This is a genomic window from Prochlorococcus marinus CUG1438 (assembly GCA_017644325.1).
In the GTDB taxonomy this organism is placed as follows: Bacteria; Cyanobacteriota; Cyanobacteriia; order PCC-6307; family Cyanobiaceae; genus Prochlorococcus_A; species Prochlorococcus_A marinus_AA.
Window position 1 is genome coordinate 1 of the sequence record JAEPLS010000002.1, and the last position, 16,819, is coordinate 16,819.

Annotated in this window: 19 protein-coding genes; 8 read left to right on the forward strand and 11 right to left on the reverse strand. The window is 30.7% G+C overall.

What is annotated here, in order from left to right:
• The coding region (locus JJ847_05820; protein ID MBO6960398.1) for a hypothetical protein at positions 1 to 1,168 on the reverse strand (1,168 nt) is incomplete at its 3' end.
• A 249-nt stretch (positions 1,169 to 1,417) separates the two neighbouring features.
• On the opposite strand from JJ847_05820, the gene JJ847_05825 reads away from it, so the two are divergent.
• Entirely contained in the window at positions 1,418 to 2,290 is an 873-nt protein-coding gene (locus tag JJ847_05825) for a hypothetical protein (GenBank protein MBO6960399.1), read from the forward strand.
• Between the two features lie 283 nt (positions 2,291 to 2,573).
• Here the strand turns inward: JJ847_05825 and JJ847_05830 are convergent, their stop codons facing one another.
• Together JJ847_05830 and JJ847_05835 are read right to left on the reverse strand one after the other, a co-directional pair.
• Positions 2,574 to 2,723 (reverse strand): hypothetical protein, encoded by a 150-nt coding sequence (locus JJ847_05830; protein MBO6960400.1) that lies wholly within the window; start codon positions 2,721 to 2,723, stop codon positions 2,574 to 2,576.
• Positions 2,724 to 2,853: 130 nt separating this feature from the next.
• Positions 2,854 to 2,955, reverse strand: coding sequence for a DUF4278 domain-containing protein (locus JJ847_05835; GenBank protein MBO6960401.1), 102 nt, complete (start codon positions 2,953 to 2,955; stop codon positions 2,854 to 2,856).
• A gap of 307 nt (positions 2,956 to 3,262) precedes the next feature.
• Here JJ847_05835 and JJ847_05840 point away from each other — a divergent pair, with 307 nt between their 5' ends.
• On the forward strand, positions 3,263 to 3,457 hold the full coding sequence (locus JJ847_05840; protein ID MBO6960402.1) for a hypothetical protein: 195 nt from the start codon (positions 3,263 to 3,265) through the stop codon (positions 3,455 to 3,457).
• Here JJ847_05840 and JJ847_05845 read toward each other — a convergent pair.
• Both JJ847_05845 and nrdJ read right to left on the reverse strand, forming a co-directional pair.
• On the reverse strand, positions 3,454 to 3,720 hold the full coding sequence (locus JJ847_05845; protein MBO6960403.1) for an RNA recognition motif-containing protein: 267 nt from the start codon (positions 3,718 to 3,720) through the stop codon (positions 3,454 to 3,456). The genes JJ847_05840 and JJ847_05845 overlap by 4 nt on opposite strands.
• An 88-nt stretch (positions 3,721 to 3,808) precedes the next feature.
• Positions 3,809 to 6,142: a ribonucleoside-triphosphate reductase, adenosylcobalamin-dependent gene (gene nrdJ / locus JJ847_05850; protein MBO6960404.1), complete on the reverse strand. Its 2,334-nt coding sequence runs from the start codon at positions 6,140 to 6,142 to the stop codon at positions 3,809 to 3,811.
• Between the two features lie 134 nt (positions 6,143 to 6,276).
• Here nrdJ and JJ847_05855 point away from each other — a divergent pair, with 134 nt between their 5' ends.
• From JJ847_05855 to JJ847_05865, 3 genes are read left to right on the forward strand one after another with little or no spacing between them, the layout of a single operon-like run.
• Entirely contained in the window at positions 6,277 to 6,972 is a 696-nt protein-coding gene (locus JJ847_05855; GenBank protein ID MBO6960405.1) for a methyltransferase domain-containing protein, read from the forward strand.
• 31 nt (positions 6,973 to 7,003) lie between these two features.
• Entirely contained in the window at positions 7,004 to 8,638 is a 1,635-nt protein-coding gene (locus JJ847_05860) for a peptide chain release factor 3 (GenBank protein ID MBO6960406.1), read from the forward strand.
• Positions 8,639 to 8,689: 51 nt separating this feature from the next.
• Positions 8,690 to 9,364 carry a CPP1-like family protein gene (locus tag JJ847_05865; GenBank protein ID MBO6960407.1) on the forward strand — a complete coding sequence of 225 codons (675 nt, stop codon included), beginning with the start codon at positions 8,690 to 8,692 and terminating at the stop codon, positions 9,362 to 9,364.
• Here JJ847_05865 and hslO read toward each other — a convergent pair whose 3' ends face one another.
• Both hslO and JJ847_05875 read right to left on the reverse strand, forming a co-directional pair.
• Entirely contained in the window at positions 9,365 to 10,267 is a 903-nt protein-coding gene (hslO, locus tag JJ847_05870; GenBank protein ID MBO6960408.1) for an Hsp33 family molecular chaperone HslO, read from the reverse strand. It abuts the gene before it with no gap.
• Complete coding sequence (locus tag JJ847_05875) at positions 10,257 to 10,904, reverse strand: ABC transporter ATP-binding protein (protein MBO6960409.1); 648 nt, start codon at positions 10,902 to 10,904, stop codon at positions 10,257 to 10,259. The genes hslO and JJ847_05875 overlap by 11 nt, the downstream gene beginning before the upstream one ends.
• Positions 10,905 to 10,987: 83 nt before the next feature.
• On the opposite strand from JJ847_05875, the gene JJ847_05880 reads away from it, so the two are divergent.
• The 3 genes from JJ847_05880 to JJ847_05890 are packed head-to-tail and all read left to right on the forward strand — an operon-like array spanning position 10,988 to position 12,964.
• A complete protein-coding gene (locus JJ847_05880; GenBank protein MBO6960410.1) occupies positions 10,988 to 11,431 on the forward strand; it encodes a DUF3531 family protein in 444 nt (147 codons plus the stop codon).
• A gap of 9 nt (positions 11,432 to 11,440) precedes the next feature.
• On the forward strand, positions 11,441 to 12,214 hold the full coding sequence (locus JJ847_05885) for a 16S rRNA (uracil(1498)-N(3))-methyltransferase (protein ID MBO6960411.1): 774 nt from the start codon (positions 11,441 to 11,443) through the stop codon (positions 12,212 to 12,214).
• 6 nt (positions 12,215 to 12,220) lie between these two features.
• On the forward strand, positions 12,221 to 12,964 hold the full coding sequence (locus JJ847_05890) for a DUF92 domain-containing protein (GenBank protein MBO6960412.1): 744 nt from the start codon (positions 12,221 to 12,223) through the stop codon (positions 12,962 to 12,964).
• 16 nt (positions 12,965 to 12,980) lie between these two features.
• Here JJ847_05890 and JJ847_05895 read toward each other — a convergent pair whose 3' ends face one another.
• The 4 genes from JJ847_05895 to JJ847_05910 all read right to left on the reverse strand — a co-directional run bounded on the left by JJ847_05895 (position 12,981) and on the right by JJ847_05910 (position 16,811).
• On the reverse strand, positions 12,981 to 13,625 hold the full coding sequence (locus JJ847_05895) for an arylesterase (GenBank protein ID MBO6960413.1): 645 nt from the start codon (positions 13,623 to 13,625) through the stop codon (positions 12,981 to 12,983).
• Between the two features lie 48 nt (positions 13,626 to 13,673).
• Positions 13,674 to 14,804: a phosphonate ABC transporter gene (locus JJ847_05900; protein ID MBO6960414.1), complete on the reverse strand. Its 1,131-nt coding sequence runs from the start codon at positions 14,802 to 14,804 to the stop codon at positions 13,674 to 13,676.
• Positions 14,805 to 15,180: 376 nt separating this feature from the next.
• Positions 15,181 to 15,921: an ATP-binding cassette domain-containing protein gene (locus tag JJ847_05905; protein MBO6960415.1), complete on the reverse strand. Its 741-nt coding sequence runs from the start codon at positions 15,919 to 15,921 to the stop codon at positions 15,181 to 15,183.
• A complete protein-coding gene (locus tag JJ847_05910) occupies positions 15,918 to 16,811 on the reverse strand; it encodes a putative selenate ABC transporter substrate-binding protein (GenBank protein ID MBO6960416.1) in 894 nt (297 codons plus the stop codon). Before JJ847_05910 ends, JJ847_05905 begins: the two co-directional genes overlap by 4 nt.
• Between the last annotated feature and the right edge of the window lie 8 nt (positions 16,812 to 16,819).

The window sequence follows — 16,819 nt, forward strand, 5'->3', positions numbered from 1 at the left end:
CGATGGCAGTTTGATAAGGAGCGGATACAAAACTGGAACCATCTTTATTGGTTAGTAATGTTTGTGTGGATATATCAGAGGAAGGAGCGGATAACAATTCACCTGAATTCTGGTCAGTTAGAAGAGTTTTATTATCTGAAGCACCGTCGAATACCTCAATATCATTTGCAGTTGTGAAGGCATCGCGGTCAAATTCCTGTATATTTCTACCCTGTACATCATCATCGTTAAGGTCGATACCGAATAATTTTTCCGCCAAATAAATTTTTTTGGTATCTAATTGGTCTGTTATTTCTTCAAGATAATCACCATTCTCATCAAATATAAAACCATCTAATTCACGATTTCTGCTGTCTCCCATTAGTAAGATATATTTTCCTAAATATTCTTCACCAATTGAGGGATCGGATATTTTCTCAATAGCTACTCCTTTATAAAAATCTTTTTCTTTATGTCCAAAGTTGATGTTTTTAATATTTAATTCGATTAAATTATTTTTGTTATTTGTGGAAGAAAAGTACAAATCTCCACTTTTGGAGTACCTATACAAATTAGTAAAGGATTCAGTCTGATCAAACGTATTAAATCCCAGTGATCTTAGTTCGTGTAATTCGTCTATTTTGATAGGAACATCTAAGCCACCTTGTTCACCATCTTTATTGAGATCAAACTTAAATAAATTTTCAATATCATTAATACCTTTGTTGCTTTCTGGTAAACCTAGACTTTGATACCAATTACCGTCACTATCGAATAAAAATGCGTAAAGTTCATCTTTTTCTATCCACGAAGAAAATTCATTAACAACCTTAGTTAAGAGGATATATTCACCAACGTTTTTTGCAGTATTTAATTCAGGGTCAGTTATTACTTCAACAGCAATTGGAATGTATCTATTTGATATGATTCCAAAATTTAAATTACCAATTAGAAGCTCTTTCTTATTATTGGAAGCATCTTCTGAGTTAATAAATAAATTATTATTTGAATCAATATATAGATCAGTTAAATTATTTGAGTTATCAAAAGTATTGAAACCAAGTTCCCAAAGTTTCTTTGATTCATCGATATTAGTAAAATCAATTCCTAAATTTTTCTCAAGATTATTAACTCTTTGATTAGAAGAGCCATTTTTAAGATAATTATTGTTTGGAACAACGCTTGTCATTATCCCTAAAGAATTATTTAGGTAAAAGTTACTAGGGACATTAAATGTCTAAACGGGTATACTATAACAAAAAATTGCTCACAAATATTCAAAAAGACTGTAGAACCTTAATAATTTTCTTGATGTGTATAATTTGGAACTAAATCCACCAAATTTATTGTGTTTATTACCTGATAATTACTAATAAACAAATTCAAAAATTTGCGTAAATATTACATTAATCTGAATGTATGATTTATTAGGAAATTTATGAAAAAACTATATATTTTATTTTCATTTATTATTTTTGTAATCCCACTTTTTTTATCTACAAGTAAAAATAATAGACTTCGCTTTATTTCTCTAGTTAATAGATACAATTACAACAAAAATTATCCAAAAGAGTCTTATTTTTCGACTTCTTTAAAAGATATTGTGCCTTGCCCAAAAGAAAGTACAAATATTGCATATTTTGGGCAAAGTAATCATGGCAATATTATAAAAAGAGAAAAAACCTTAGATGTAACTTATAAAAATGTCTTTTCCTATGATTGGAGGTTAGGAGTTTGTTCAAAGTATAAAGAACCTCTAGTAGGAGTTGATGGTCGTGCTGGTGGGTTTGGACATGTGTCATCAGATACTATTAATAGTCTTAAAAAAAATTATGATTTTTCTGAAAATATAGTTGTTCTAGGATTTTCAAAAGGTGGAACAAAAGCACAAGATTGGGTGGATGGCCCCTTTGCGGACAAATTTAACTTTTTTTTGAAAAGGTTAAAAAAAGATGATATCAAGATTGATTATGTTTTTTGGCATCAAGGAGAGTCAGAAATTAAAAATGCAAATAGAATTTATTATCAAAATTACACTAAAGATATTCAATTGATATTTAAAAAGTTTCTTACAACTTCAAGTAGAACAAAAATTGGTATGGCTTTAGTTAGCGTTTGTAAATCTGAGAAAAGTAAATCTTTAATAAAATCTCAACGTTCAATAATCCAAGAAAATAGTAAAGTCTTTTTGACATTAAACACTGATAAGCTTGGAGATATTTATAGATATGATGGATGTCATTTTAATTCTTTAGGAGCTTCAGTAATTGGAAAAAAATATGCAGCTTTTATAAACAAATTTAATAAATGAAAAGTGATGTTACTAAATTTTTACTTATTTCTAAACTTAGAAACAATAAATAGAAATCCATAATATGCCTTTAAATTTTATTTGCTCACAAGACTAATTTCAATGTAATAGTTATCGTTTTACTTTTTAATTTAAATTATCCAATAAGATAAATACATTTATAGTAGCTCCTTAACTTATTTTTTATTTTGAACAAAATTAAAATAAAAATTTCAAAAATGCTTATTGTGCTAATTTTAAAAATAAATTGAAGTTTTCTCTTTAAGTATTAATTAAAATTCAACTATCCGAAATTAATATTTTTTTGAAATAAACCAAATAAGTTGTTACCAACAATGGCTGCTATTATTAGGGCGAAGGCAACTATTGCGAAAAGAACACTCACATCTTTAATATCATAAGGAGCTTTAAATAAAGGTTTCTGGTCAGCCATGGATATCAAAACTATAAATGCAATTAAATCATAGTAGTTTAATTCTTTTGAGAAGTATTAAGTGATTTTTTAATATAATTTTGGACAAAAAAAAGCCACAAAAAGTGGCTTTTTTGATGAGTTTATTGAACTAGCTTGTATAAGCTTTTCCTCTGTAAGTTAGTTCGTTGTGCTGCTTCTTAGCAACTTCTTTGTTTTGGACGTACTTTTGCCCTCTGTAAATTAGAGTCATTTTTTAAGCTCCGGTTTCGCTTAAGTCCCCGTTCCATGGCTTAAGTCGATTTGCGGCTTGCTAAACGCAAGTTGAACGTTTTGGTAGCGGTTGCTACAAATTTATAATAACATCACATGAAATTAATTGTCTAGGCTTTTTCTAAATAAATTTAATATTTTAATGATCAAATTAGGTTCCTAGACAAAAATAGTTACTTTTATCATTATCCAGTTTTCTACAGGTTACATTTTGTTCGTTTTTGAGAAGTATTTTTTATTTAATGAGCTTTTATATGTAAAATTCTTAGGATTATAAAAATTGTTTTATGTTTTCTAAAAGCAAAAAACCTACAGTAAAAAAATCTGCAATAAATGAAGAGACTCCATTATTTGCTCAATTACTTCCATTCGCTAACAGAATGAATGATAAAGTTCAATTAGTAAATGCTCTAGCTTTTACTTTTATTATGGGATTCTCAATTTTTGGAATTGCCCTTTGGAGACTCTCAGCGCTGACCTAATTATTTAATTTTTGCAAAGCATCAATTTTAGATTCTTTATTTTTAATTATTGTTATTAACCATTTAGAGGCTAGCCCCCTGGATATTGATCTGTTTTTTAGAAATCTACATATATATATGTGTAGATTTTTTTCGTTTTTGGAGTTAAATTTTTCTTCAAAATCTAATATTTCCTCCTCTGAGGTTCTTTTTCTTAGCTCATCAACTAAAGCATGACTAGAGGAATCATTAAATAAGTTTCCTATATTTAAGCTTAATGTCATTAATAATTTATGTCCCTACTAAAGAGGTAGCCATAAATTAAAATTTTAAAAACTAATTTATATTTTTTATTAACAATAAATTTAAAACTTAATCTTTTGGTTTAGCCAGGGGAAGCAAGCACTTATCTGAATCGCAACCTGCCGGCCCTGCTTCAGATAGTTCTCCAACATCATATTTATTGAGAGCATCAAAGAAATCATGATTAACTTTTCTATCTATTACTTTGTTTTGCAATGATATATATTCCTTTTTGCTGATTGGTTCAAAAGGCAATCTCGGAAAAGTTGCATTAGCACTAAATCGAGCAAGTAACGCCGCTGAAATATATCCTTCATTATTTTCTATCGCATTATGAATAGCCTTTGCTAAATCCTCGATTTCATCTTCTCTAAATTCTACAGTCGCTGAAGTATTATGCTCTGTGTAAAATTTCTGCACTTGCATATAAAAGTCAAATTGAGCTAATGCTGAGAAATTATTGATGTCTATTTGGTCAGCTCCTTCTATATTTGCCCAACTAACTTCTGTTGGAATTTCGACTAACCATTCTGTACATCTTGGATCGAATGGATTATCAAGTAAGCAACCGTTTTCATCTTTATCAGATTGAGATGGAACAACTGAGTAACCATAATCCATGCAAGCTAAAGCGATTGGATCATTTTTCCTGAAAGTTATTCTTCTAATGAATCTTTGTGCTTTTGGTGGATGCCATCCTGGGGCTGCTCCAGTTAAAAGACTTTTAGTCCCAGCTGGCTGAACTGTTGTGCATCGATTTGGTCTTCTTAGATTATGTTTGTCACAATATTCCCAGACAGTTTCTTTAACTATTTTTCTCCAAGAATCTAAAAATTTAGCTTCCTTCTCCTTGAAAGACTTTCCTTCATCGGTTTCAGGCCTTCCTGCTTCCCACCACTTCAACCATGGTGTACCAAAAGCATGGACACAAAAATCAAATAATCCAGTGAAACTTACCCCTACAATAGGGTCATATTCTCTACTTTTTCTGTAACGCTCAACTTCAAATTCATGATTAAGTAAGCATGCCACTGAAAGAGCTGCTGCCTTAAAAGCCTTTTTTTGTTCTTCAACATTTTTGGGATCAATCTGGTTTAAATGAACTTCAGCTAAATTGCAATGGAAATCATTTCCTAAGATCTCCCCGCAAGGGTTAAGTCCATATCTGCTCAGCCTGTGATCTAGCTCTTCTTCAGAGAATGGGCCATAACTACTATTTATCCAATTTCTAGCTTCATCTTTACCTTGTTCTGAGTAAATTTCGATAAATTCCTTTCTCAATTCATCATCTTTGAGAATATCTGCATTTGATCTTGCGATGGCCTCTGGAGCAAATTGAATAGCTCCCTCACCCGAATGAAATTGTTTAGTGACAGCATCTAAGACAGTTTGGTAAGAGGGTTTTGTATGGTAAACCCTAGTATGATTTGCCATTCTGAGGGCATCTTTTTCAGGATCTATTCTCCAATTACCATTCTCATCTTGACTCCATAGATTTTCTTTAGCCGATGCCGCTTCGTTATCATCTGAAGCAAATTGTCTCATGCCAGCACTTCTTCTAATATTGCCAGCGACTATGGTTACTGCTGCTTCATCAATTAATAAACAACACTCTACGGTACTTAATTTCCTTCCTATTGCTTTTCCAAGAAGGGACGCGACTCTGGAGTAGAGGTCTTTTAATTTAATAGGATTTGCCATGCCACCAAACCCTTTTAATGATTCTCCTGCAGGCCTAATATCTTCCAAATTAATATAAACATCAATTTCCCTTTCAAGACTTTCGTTACTTGATGCCTCAAGAAGATATTTATAACTATCTACCCAGCCTCTTCTGCTATCTCCAACTTTGATGAAAAGATCTTTTCCTTTGACTTCTAATGATGACTTCTCTTCTCTTTGATCTTTCGGAGTTAAACCAACTTCACTAACTGACTTTATATTTATTTTATTTATGACCGTGGGTAGTTTGTTTATAAAATGAGGCTCAATTATTGCACCTGTTCCACATCCCATCATTGCTAAGTCCATCATTAAAGCAAAGGCTTCCCAATCAATTAAGTTAGTTGAGGTGCAGTTATATGCTCCTGAGAAATTTTGGTTCTTATTAATCCAAGGAGTTCCACCAATCCATAACCATCTACCCGAAGGTTGGGCTTTTTGGTTACTTTGCATCTCCCTCATTAAGATCATTTCTTCATCAGAAAGTTTCCCTAATTGTTTTAATCCCGATAAATTTCTTTCACCTACTTCGCTCCAGTTCTCTCTTTTCCCAGAAGAAGTTTTTCTACTGTAAGATCTGAAAAAAACAGGATAAGCAGCTGGTGCAGTCTTTGGAAAATCATCTTTTTTAAGATTATTGGAATTGCTCTCTGAAGAAGCTCTATTTGGTGCAACAGTCACGATAAAAAAAGTTGTATGTGAATAACCCGTATTGGAAGAATAACTCTACCTGTGGCGTCTGCAACTATTCTTACCACTATTTAACGGTTTGTGTAAAATTATGTTTAATATGAAATTTTTGTTTAAGAAAGTATATGGAAAGAATACCTGAACCTGAATTAATGGAAAAAAAAGAGCAGGTCATTTCTTATGACGAAGCTGATTTTTCAGAAGGGGAACTTAATTTAATTAATCAAGTAAATGATTATCTTTTTAGAAAAAATATTTCTTTAGGCGAAAAAGATTTAATAGTTGATTTAGGGTGTGGCCCAGGAAATATTTCTGAGAAGTTAGCAATAAAATGGCCTAATACTGAAGTGGTTGGAATAGATGGTTCTAAAGAGATGATTTTGAGAGCGGAATATAACAAAGAGATTTCTATAAATAAAAAGAAATTAAATAATTTACGCTACTTATGTTCTGACATAAAAAAGATTAAATCAACTGATTTTTTACTTAAGAAAGAAATCAGTTTACTTGTAAGTAATAGTTTGATCCATCACATAACCTATCTTGAAGATTTCTTTAACACCATAAGAAGTTTGTCTAGCGATAGCACTGTAAATGTTCATAAGGATTTAAAAAGGCCAATAGATGAAAAGTCCGCTCTTGAACTCAAATTACAATGTTCAAAAAAATATAATGAGATTCTGACTGATGACTATTATGCATCTTTAAGAGCTTCTTACACTTTTAAAGAGTTAAAAAATTTCATCCAAGAGGATAATCTATCTTCTTTAGATGTGATTGAAGATGGCGATCAATATTTAATAGTCTATGGTAATGTTTAAGAACTAAGAGAAAATCCCTAATATTAATATAATGAGCTTAGGTACTAAAATTTTAAATAAAGATATTCTGAATGCAGTAAATAAAAGAAGAAATTTTGCAATTATCTCACATCCAGATGCTGGGAAAACAACACTTACTGAGAAGCTTCTTTTGTATGGAGGTGCCATTCAACAAGCGGGCGCAGTAAAGGCTAGGGGGAATCAGAGAAAAGCTACTTCAGACTGGATGGAACTTGAGAAACAAAGAGGTATTTCAATTACATCAACTGTACTGCAATTTGAATATGAAAGATCTGTAATAAATTTATTAGATACACCAGGTCACCAAGATTTCTCAGAAGACACTTATAGAACATTATCTGCTGCTGATAATGCAGTTATGTTGGAAGATGCTGCTAAAGGACTAGAACCTCAAACTAGAAAATTGTTTGAAGTTTGCAAAATGCGAAAAATACCAATTTTCACTTTCATAAATAAGATGGACAGACCAGGAAGAGAGCCATTTTCCTTACTTGATGAAATTGAATCAGAACTTGGACTAAATACTTTACCCATAAATTGGCCAATTGGGAGTGGCGAGGAATTTAGGGGAGTTATTGATAGATTTTCAAGAGAGGTGATTTTATTTGATAAGGCGGTAAGAGGGAAACAATCAAATGAGAATAGATTAAGTCTAGAAGATAAAAATTTATCAAAATATGTAGAGAAAGAGTTGCTTGAGATATCACTTGAAGAATTGGAGGTACTTGATGAGGCAGGATCGAAATTTGAAAAAGAAAAAGTTTTTAATGGCTCTTTAACTCCAGTTTTCTTTGGGTCTGCTATGACTAATTTTGGTGTAAGACCATTTTTAGATAGTTTTTTAACAATGGCTCAGAAACCAACTTCAAGAATTAGTAATAAAGGGGATATTGAACCTGCAAGTGATGAATTTAGTGGATTTGTTTTTAAGCTTCAAGCGAATATGGATCCAAAGCATAGAGATAGGGTTGCTTTTATAAGAGTTTGTAGTGGGAAATTTGAAAAGGATATGTCAGTTAAACATTCTAGAACTGGGAGAACAATTAGATTATCAAGACCGCAAAAAATATTTGGCCAAGACAGAGAAGTTGTTGATGATGCCTATCCTGGTGATGTTATTGGTTTAAATAATCCGGGAATGTTTTCTATTGGAGATACTCTTTACACAGGTAGTCACCTGGAGTATGAAGGGATACCTTCTTTTAGCCCTGAAATATTTAGTTGGCTAAGAAATCCAAATCCATCAGCATTTAAAAATTTTAGAAAGGGTGTGAATGAACTCCGTGAAGAAGGCGCTGTTCAGATTCTTTATGACTTTGATGAGAGCAAAAGAGACCCTATACTCGCAGCTGTTGGGCAGTTGCAGTTGGAAGTAGTAACCCACAGGTTGAAAAGTGAATATGGTGTAGATGCAAATCTTGAATCGATGCCATATCAATTGGCTAGATGGGTTTCTGATGGATGGCCAGCTATTGAAAAACTTGGCAGAATATTCAATTGTAAAATAGTTAAAGATTGTTGGAATAGGCCAGTTATTCTTTTTAAAAATGAGTGGAATCTAAATCAATTTGTTGAAGACAATAATCAATTAAATTTAAACAAAGTTGCTCCCGTTGTTAGTGGAGTCGAACCAATTGTTTTATAAAGCCTTAATGGATTATAAAATTGGTTAATCTGTTAGTATTGGTTAAAAATTTTGGATTCAAACAGTAGTAAAAACAATAGTGAAAAATCACCTTATGAAATTTTAGGTATAGAAGAAGGTGCTGCTTTTGAGGATATTCAGAAGGCTAGAGATCTTAAAGTTAAAGAGGCCGGTGAAGATTTAATTTTGAAAGCGAAAATCGAATCCTCCTTCGATCAATTGCTTATGGGGAGTTTAAAAGCGAGACAATCAGGAAATGTAAGCTATGAAGCTGTAAGTGCCTCAAAAAAAGAAAAACAAATTAATCAATTTACCAATAATAATTTTCCACTGCTTTCTAAAATAAAAAATTTAAATAATAACTCTAAGAAATCAAGTCAGTATAGTTTGCCAAAAATTACGCCTCCCTCATTTGATAATCTTTCAATAAAAATATCTGTTGCGTTATTATTTTTAATTTTGCTATTTATCAGTCCAGACTCTAATAATAGACTTTTGCTTTCTATATCAACATTAATACTTACTTATACACAAATTAAATCAGGGAAAAGATTTATAGGTTCTCTAGGTTGGAGTGTTACCTTTCTTTCGATAGGATTAATATTTGGTGGATTACTTGAAAATAATTCCTTTATTCAGGAAGTATCCAACAATTCTTTATCAATACAAAAAATACAAAGTATTCCAGCCATGGTTATTTTATGGCTAGGAGTAATTTTCTTATGATTAATTTTCTATCATCGATTTAATTTCTTCATAATTTATAAGATATTTATCTTTACAAAATTCACAAACTAATTCTGCTTTGCCTTCTTTCTTGAGGATGTCCTCCAACTCACTCTTATCAAGCATCTTCATTGCATTTAAACTTCTTTGTTTAGAACACTTACATTTGAAACCAACTTCTTGGGAACGAGCTTTTTCAGATATTGATTTATCGTCAATATCGGGAAATATATTTCTTATTAAGGAAAGAAGATTATCTTTTGACTGAAATAGGTCTTCGCTAAAAGAATTAACTTCTTTACATCTTTCTTCAAGTAGTGAGACTAGTAAAGGGTCAGTATCTTTTTTAGGCAAAACTTGAGCTAATAATCCACCACTACAAATAACATCTTTATTTTGAATTTTTTCTCCAATGAATACAGCAGAAGGAGTTTGTTCCGAATGATATAAATATGAAGCTAAGTCTTCTGCAATATTCCCATTTACTAATTCAACTGTACTTGTAAAGGGCTCTCCAATTCCACTATCTCTAATAACATTTAAATATCCAGTACCTAATGCTTTTGTGAAATCGAAAGAATATTTATTACTATCTATTTTGATTAGATCTAATTCTAAATCGGGATTTCCCACATAACCTCTGACTTTGCCGTTTCTACCTGCATCAACCAGCAATCCCTTCAAAGGTCCGTCAGACCTAACTCTTAAGGTTACTCTCCCATGCATTATCTTCATTGAACTGGCTAAAAGCAGTGATGCACTAAATGCTCTCCCTAAGATACAGGTGGTTAAATAAGAAAGACCGTGTCTTTTTTTAGCTTCTTGAGAAGATTCTGTTGTTAATACTGCAACTAATCTTATCCCTCCGTTTGCTGCAGTAGCTCGTACTATCCTATCCTTCATGATTTTCTTTCATAAGATTTTTGATTTTCCCTTTTTCCAGAATTAATATCCTAGAGGGAATTCCCTCAAATAAGGCAGGTTCATGAGTAACAATAATAATTGTATTTTTATTTTTTAGGTCAAGAATTAAATTCTTCACATCATTTCTCATTGAATAGTCTAATCCCGCAGTTGGTTCATCAAGTAAAAGAATTGATGGGTTTCTAAGTAGCTGAACTGCCACAGCTAACCTTCTTTGTTGTCCGCCACTAAGTTGTTCTGGTGGTTGAGTAAGGTTTAATTTTTCCAGACCAACCTTATTTAAAACTACTTCTATATTTCTTTCTCTTAAAGACTTATGGCCTATTTTTAATTCTTTCCCAATAGTTGTGCCTATAAAATATCTTTCGGGGAATTGGAATACTACTCCACTAAACCATCTTCTTTGTCTAGAAGATAAAATTTTATTATTCCAAGTAATTTTTCCTCTTTGGGGATTTGTTAACCCGCTAATTATTTCGAGCAGGGTTGTTTTCCCAGATCCACTACTGCCACAAATTAAAATGATTTCATTTTCATAAACTTTTAAATTAAGATTGTCTATTATTTTTTTTTCCCCTGTTTGAGGTTGATAGGATATTTCTTTTAAATCAAGCATTATTAATTAAGTTATAGCTATGAATTTTAATCTAGTAGTAACTTACTTATAATAGCTACAGATCTAAAAAGCTATTAGTCAATATGAATATTGTTTTTAGAGAAGTTGATCCTTTTAACTGTTGGATATGGATTAGATTTTCAGAACCTCCAACTCAAGATGAAAAAAATTATTTAGATGGCGTTTTTGATAGTTGGTACGTCTTAGGAAGATTAGGGGGCTTTAACTCTGAAAATTTACAAACTCATGAGGAGGGTTCAGATCTTAGTTGGATGTCCTACGATAATGACCAAAAAAATGCTTCTCTTCCCGCCTTAATGCATAATCTAGGGATTATGGAATATCAAAACCTTTGGGCCAGATGTTGGGTTGATTTTGGGACTTCAGACTCCCTTTCAATAGATATTTTAATTAATTCTTTGAATGAGATATCAAATAATTATGTAAAAATTGAAGAGTTAATTATTGGTGGTGAAAATAATGATTGGGCTGTTGAAGAACATGAAGATTTAGTTTTCAAAGGTTAAGTGTCTTAGATGGAAGACTTAACAAGATTAATTATTTCCCATGAAAGGATTGAAAATAATAGGAACAATAATATAAAACTCACCTATGAAGAGGCTCATTATATAAATAAAGTAATGAGGATAAGAAATGGTGAAGAAATATTTATAGCTAACGGAGAGGGTTTATTATGGAAAGCTATAAAAATTAAAAATGATTGCTTAGAAATAAATCAATTAAAAAACCCTTACTTTTTTCAACAAAAAGAAATTTACTTAATAGGAATTGCTGTTGTAATGCCAAAAAGTGGTTTTGAAGATATTTTAAAAATGTCTACTGAAATAGGAATTGATTTTATACAGCCATTATTTTCAGAAAGACAGGTAAACAAAAATTTAAATTTTCCGAAAAAACTTTTGCGATGGAATTCAATTATTAAAGAAGCAGTTGAGCAGAGTGAGAGATTATGGAAACCATCTATTTTAGATGGTATGGATATTATTGAATGGCTAAAAAGTAGAAATAATCAAGAAAGAGTTTCAATTTCCATAACTAGAGAAGAAACACAATATGACTTAAATCAATGGTTAAGAAAAAACCAAAAAAATGTAAATAAAAAAGGAGGTATTTTTTGGAATGTAATTGGCCCTGAAGGAGGTTGGTCCACTAAAGAAATTGATTTTTTTAATAAAAACAATCTTACCTTTGTCAAACTTTCTGATACTATCTTGAGAACTTCAACGGCTAGTATTAATGCATCATCAATTCTAAATCAATGGAGAATTGATTTTAAATTAATTAATTAGATAAAAATGAGTTTGATTATAAATCAATTTTTTATAGGTTTTTGCATTAATTTTATTTTGATTTATATTTTCTGCAAGATTCCTTTGATGACGAAAGGAGGTTGGATAAGTGCTGGAATTCTTGGCACGATTTTGTGGGGATGTTTGTCCTGGCAGGGTTGGATGTCAGTTGTGTTTTATTTATTATTTGGATCTCTCGTAACTAAAATAGGTTATAAATTTAAAAAAGAAAAAGGAATAGCTGAAAAAAGAGGTGGTAGAAGAGGTCCTGAAAATGTATGGGGCTCTGCAGCTACAGGATTAGTTCTTGCCATGATGACTAAATTAAATCCTGCCAATATAGTAATGTTTAAAATAGGATTTGCTGCAAGTTTTGCTGCAAAGTTGGCAGATACTTTTGGCAGCGAAATTGGTAAAAGGTTTGGTAAGGATACCTATTTAATTACTTCACTTAAAAAGGTTGAGAGAGGAACTGAAGGAGGAATAAGTATAGAAGGAACATTAGCTAGTGTTTTGGGATCAATATTTATGGCTTTTATAATGCTTCGTCTATCAATTATTTCTACAAAATATCATTTTATAGTTGTTGTAGTTTCTGGATTCTTAGCAACACTTTCCGAGAGTATTATTGGTGCTAAATTTCAAAATAAATATAAATTAAGTAATGAATTGGTAAATGCTATTCAGACAAGTATTGCTTCTGTTTTTGCTATCTTTGCTCTTATTTTATATTCATATCTTTTAAATTAATAATATATGGAAAGACTTAGGATTCCTTCCATTTTGTAAGAATCTCCCAGCTTTTAAGTCTTTGGAAAAGCCAGAAATGACCTTCGGAATTTAGATGAATTCCATCATGCGTAATCCAATTTTTACTCCTTTTATCAGAGTACATTTCTCTAAAAGTAGGAAGAAATGGGACATTCTGATTTAGGCATACTTCCTCCATTCTCCTTTCATAAGAATTACAAAAATCATTTGAGTACCATAAACATCCTGCGAACGGCATTTTGCTTTCGTCAACTGGTGTCAGACCAATAACAAATACATTTGTTTGAGAGTTCATTTCATTGATTAGCCTCTCTAATCCATATTCAAATCCATCTATATCTAATTGATGTCTTCCATTTATCTGACCAATTGCTGCAGTGTCGTTAAGACCTACATTTAGTAGGATTGCTTTGGGTTTATTTCTTCTCGTTTCTCCTCTAGATGACCATTCTTTTTCCCATCTATATGAAACTTTTTCTATCCCATCTCCCCTAACGCCAAGTTGATAAATAACTGGCCCATTGTGGTTATTGCACCAATCTTTTCTAAGCCTCTCACACCATCCACCACCCTCATTATCTCCCCATCCATAAACTGAGCTATCTCCAATTACAACTAGCTGTTTTGGTAAACTAATCACTATAACCGGAAAAAATAATTACTTGATTTAACAAATTATTCTTACAAATCAAGTTAAACTATTTTTGATTTTACCATTTATTAATTCGCCAAATATTGCGATGGAGCTATAAGCTATCAAAACTATGGTGACTTCTTGCCATGCGAAGGAACTTAGTGATTCTTGCAATTGCCAACCTAGACCAACACTTCCAATAACCCCAACAATTGCAGTTTCTCTAATAATGATGTCAGACCTATAAGCGCAATATGCTAAGTAACTTTTTGCTTGTTGAGAAAATAAACCTAAAAGCCAACTAGTATTTCTCGAGATTCCTAGAGATTTCATTGCAATATAATTTCTTTTATCTTGGCTATCTAGATTTGTAAAAAGTAATTTGCTAATAATACCAGCGTTGTGGAGACCTAATGTTAAAGCTGCTAAAGATACAGAAGGATTATTAAAAGTTAATAGAGTTAGAAGTATTACAGGTGTTGGTATTAAACGTAATAAAAATGCAAAAATTTTTATAAAAAATTTAGAAGTATTGTTGTTAAAAATTACTATTACTAATGGAGGTAAACTAATTGCGATTCCTGTTGATAAAAGACTTAAAGTTATTGTTTCTAATATAAGTTTTAAGAAATCAAATAATCCTAAATCTGAGCTTGATTTAAATAGAGAACTAACGGAATTATAATTTTCAAAATTAATACCAAAAATAAAATGAAGAAAATATGAAAAAGAAAATAAAATCGTAATGAAAAAAACTGCAATAAAAAAGATAGATAGAATTTTATTTGTAGTATTAAATTTTATTTTTTTTAATATTAATCCAGAAAGAATTATCAAAATTGCTAAGGACCATAAATAAGTCCATAACTCTCTAAAATTAAGAGTTTGGAAAGATAAAAAAATACTTGTACCTATTCCTCCAATCCCAAAAAGTCCTAAAACCACAGTACTTCTTATTGAACACTCTAATCGATATAAACCAAAGTTTTTAAATGTATTTATTATTGGATTCCATATTAAAGTTAGTAAAGAAGAAAATTTAGATGCATTTATTTGATTTATAGATTCAAAACTTTTGTAGTCAATAGTTTCTAATTGTTCAGCAAAAACTTTTGAATTTACAGCAATATAAGGAATACATATAGCTATTATTCCTATCGAAAAATTTATGCCATATATTTGCATTAATAGTATTCCCCAAACCACTTCGTGTATAGATCTAATTATTGTTAGAAAAAACCTTATTATGCGGTAGAAAAAATTTGGAATATTAAAAATTTTATAAAAAATATTTGAGGTTAATATTCCAAAAATTGCTCCAAAAATAATACTTACTAACCAACTAAAAAAACCAATTAAGATAGTTTCATTTAATCTCTTAATTATGGTAATAATAATTTCATTATCGATCTTGGGATTAAATGCAGAAATTAAGAATTCTTGGAATAATTTAAATCCTCCAAAATGAATATTGTTTATTAATTGATACCCTAGAGGTATGCATACCAAAATTGGAAGAAAACATAATGAGGTATAGTTTAATTTTAATTTGTTCAACTAATTAATATATTTTGTCTAAATGAATCTTCTTTAAGTTATTTCTTTTGATATTGAAAAAAATTTTACCATCCCTGATTCCAATAACTTTATCGAAACCGTTCAGTAAATCTAATCGATGTAATGCAACTAATGCCGTATTTTGGGATTTTTTTGTATTATTTTTATCGACACTTTCTAGCATTAGGTTTTTAATTGTTGTTATCAATTTGGGATCTAGATTATTAAAAGGCTCATCTGCAAGTAATATATTTGATCCTTGAATTAATGATCTAGCTATAGCTACCCTTTGTTTTTGCCCCCCAGATAGTTTTCTGATTTTTTTGTCGTAAATAGAGTTATGAAGTCTACATAATTGCATATATTTATGAGCCTTTTTAAAAGAACTTATATTTAGTAAATTTTTAAAAGCGAAATAAAAATTGTTTTCCGCTAGTAGTCCGCAATTAACATTTTGTTCTGCTGAGAGATCTTCTATTAATCTTAAATCTTGCCATATAGTTGTTATTTTACTTTTCTGTTTTCTATCTAATTCCTGTAAACTTTTATTGAATAATTTAACCTCACCTTCTGTTGGCTTGATAGTGCCATTAAGTACTGATATAAGTGTAGTTTTTCCTGAGCCGCTTTTACCTAAAAGTGCAATTTTTTCCCCAGAATTTATTTTTAAATTTATTTTATTTAGTATCAGATCATTTTTGTATTTATAAGAAATATTATTTAATTCTAAGACAGTATTATTCATCTAATTTTATTTAATTTTCTCCCAATTTCCTCTATATTTTTATATTGTTTTGATTCTGCCTTTATAAATCTTTTTGCATTGAACATATCTAATATCTGTTTATGTGATTTTTGCTTTATATCTAAATTTAGAATTACTGATTTAAGTTCGTTTGTAAACCCTTCCCCGAATCTATTTTCAAGATCCCCTTGAGCAATCCAATGATAGTCAACATATTCCGGGGTGATCCAGAATAATTCTGAATTACTTGTTCTTTTGGGATTATTTTTAAGAGTGTTTTCCCAAACTTGTTTATTTAAAGCTCCAACATCAAATGCCCCACTATTAACTAAAGCTATAGTGGCATCATGACTCCCACTAAAACCTGCTTTTTTTCCTTTAAAATGTTTAATTTCTACCCCTGCTCGATTTAAAAAATATTCTGGCATTAATCTTCCAGAAGTTGAGTTTTCAGATCCAAAAGTAAATCTCAAATTTTTCAGTTTTTTAAGTCCTTTAATGTTTGAAATTGGGTTAAGTTCTAAATTTTTGTTTACTATAAAAACACTTTTAAATTCCTTATCGATATCTCTTTGAGCTATCACAATTGAATTAGGATTTTGTAGTCTGGCTTGAACTCCTGATAAACCGCCAAACCAAACTAAATCTAAATCTTTAGTTCTAAATCCAGTTACTGCTGCAACATAATTAATAACAGGAATGTATTTAACTTCTACGTCAAGTTGTTTGGATAATTCTTTTGAAAATAAATTAAATCTTTTGTCCAAAACATCTTGGTTTTGATCAGGTATTGCTCCAACTTTTAAAACTTTGGGATTTGAAAATACAGGTGATGAAAAAATAGAAAATAATAGAGATGAACTTAGTAGGAAATTTTTTAAATTAAACATTACTTAGT

Excerpts from the sequence above, each read along its gene's own strand:
- JJ847_05835 (MBO6960401.1), bottom strand. The coding sequence starts at position 2,955 with ATGACTCTAATTTACAGAGGGCAAAAGTACGTCCAAAACAAAGAAGTT.
- JJ847_05890 (MBO6960412.1), top strand. The coding sequence starts at position 12,221 with ATGAGTTTGATTATAAATCAATTTTTTATAGGTTTTTGCATTAATTTT.
- JJ847_05905 (MBO6960415.1), bottom strand. The coding sequence starts at position 15,921 with ATGAATAATACTGTCTTAGAATTAAATAATATTTCTTATAAATACAAA.
- JJ847_05825 (MBO6960399.1), top strand. The coding sequence starts at position 1,418 with ATGAAAAAACTATATATTTTATTTTCATTTATTATTTTTGTAATCCCA.
- JJ847_05910 (MBO6960416.1), bottom strand. The coding sequence starts at position 16,811 with ATGTTTAATTTAAAAAATTTCCTACTAAGTTCATCTCTATTATTTTCT.
- JJ847_05840 (MBO6960402.1), top strand. The coding sequence starts at position 3,263 with ATGTTTTCTAAAAGCAAAAAACCTACAGTAAAAAAATCTGCAATAAAT.
- JJ847_05845 (MBO6960403.1), bottom strand. The coding sequence starts at position 3,720 with ATGACATTAAGCTTAAATATAGGAAACTTATTTAATGATTCCTCTAGT.
- JJ847_05855 (MBO6960405.1), top strand. The coding sequence starts at position 6,277 with ATGGAAAGAATACCTGAACCTGAATTAATGGAAAAAAAAGAGCAGGTC.
- JJ847_05880 (MBO6960410.1), top strand. The coding sequence starts at position 10,988 with ATGAATATTGTTTTTAGAGAAGTTGATCCTTTTAACTGTTGGATATGG.
- hslO (MBO6960408.1), bottom strand. The coding sequence starts at position 10,267 with ATGAAGGATAGGATAGTACGAGCTACTGCAGCAAACGGAGGGATAAGA.
- JJ847_05830 (MBO6960400.1), bottom strand. The coding sequence starts at position 2,723 with ATGGCTGACCAGAAACCTTTATTTAAAGCTCCTTATGATATTAAAGAT.
- JJ847_05875 (MBO6960409.1), bottom strand. The coding sequence starts at position 10,904 with ATGCTTGATTTAAAAGAAATATCCTATCAACCTCAAACAGGGGAAAAA.
- JJ847_05900 (MBO6960414.1), bottom strand. The coding sequence starts at position 14,804 with ATGCAAATATATGGCATAAATTTTTCGATAGGAATAATAGCTATATGT.
- JJ847_05885 (MBO6960411.1), top strand. The coding sequence starts at position 11,441 with ATGGAAGACTTAACAAGATTAATTATTTCCCATGAAAGGATTGAAAAT.
- JJ847_05860 (MBO6960406.1), top strand. The coding sequence starts at position 7,004 with ATGAGCTTAGGTACTAAAATTTTAAATAAAGATATTCTGAATGCAGTA.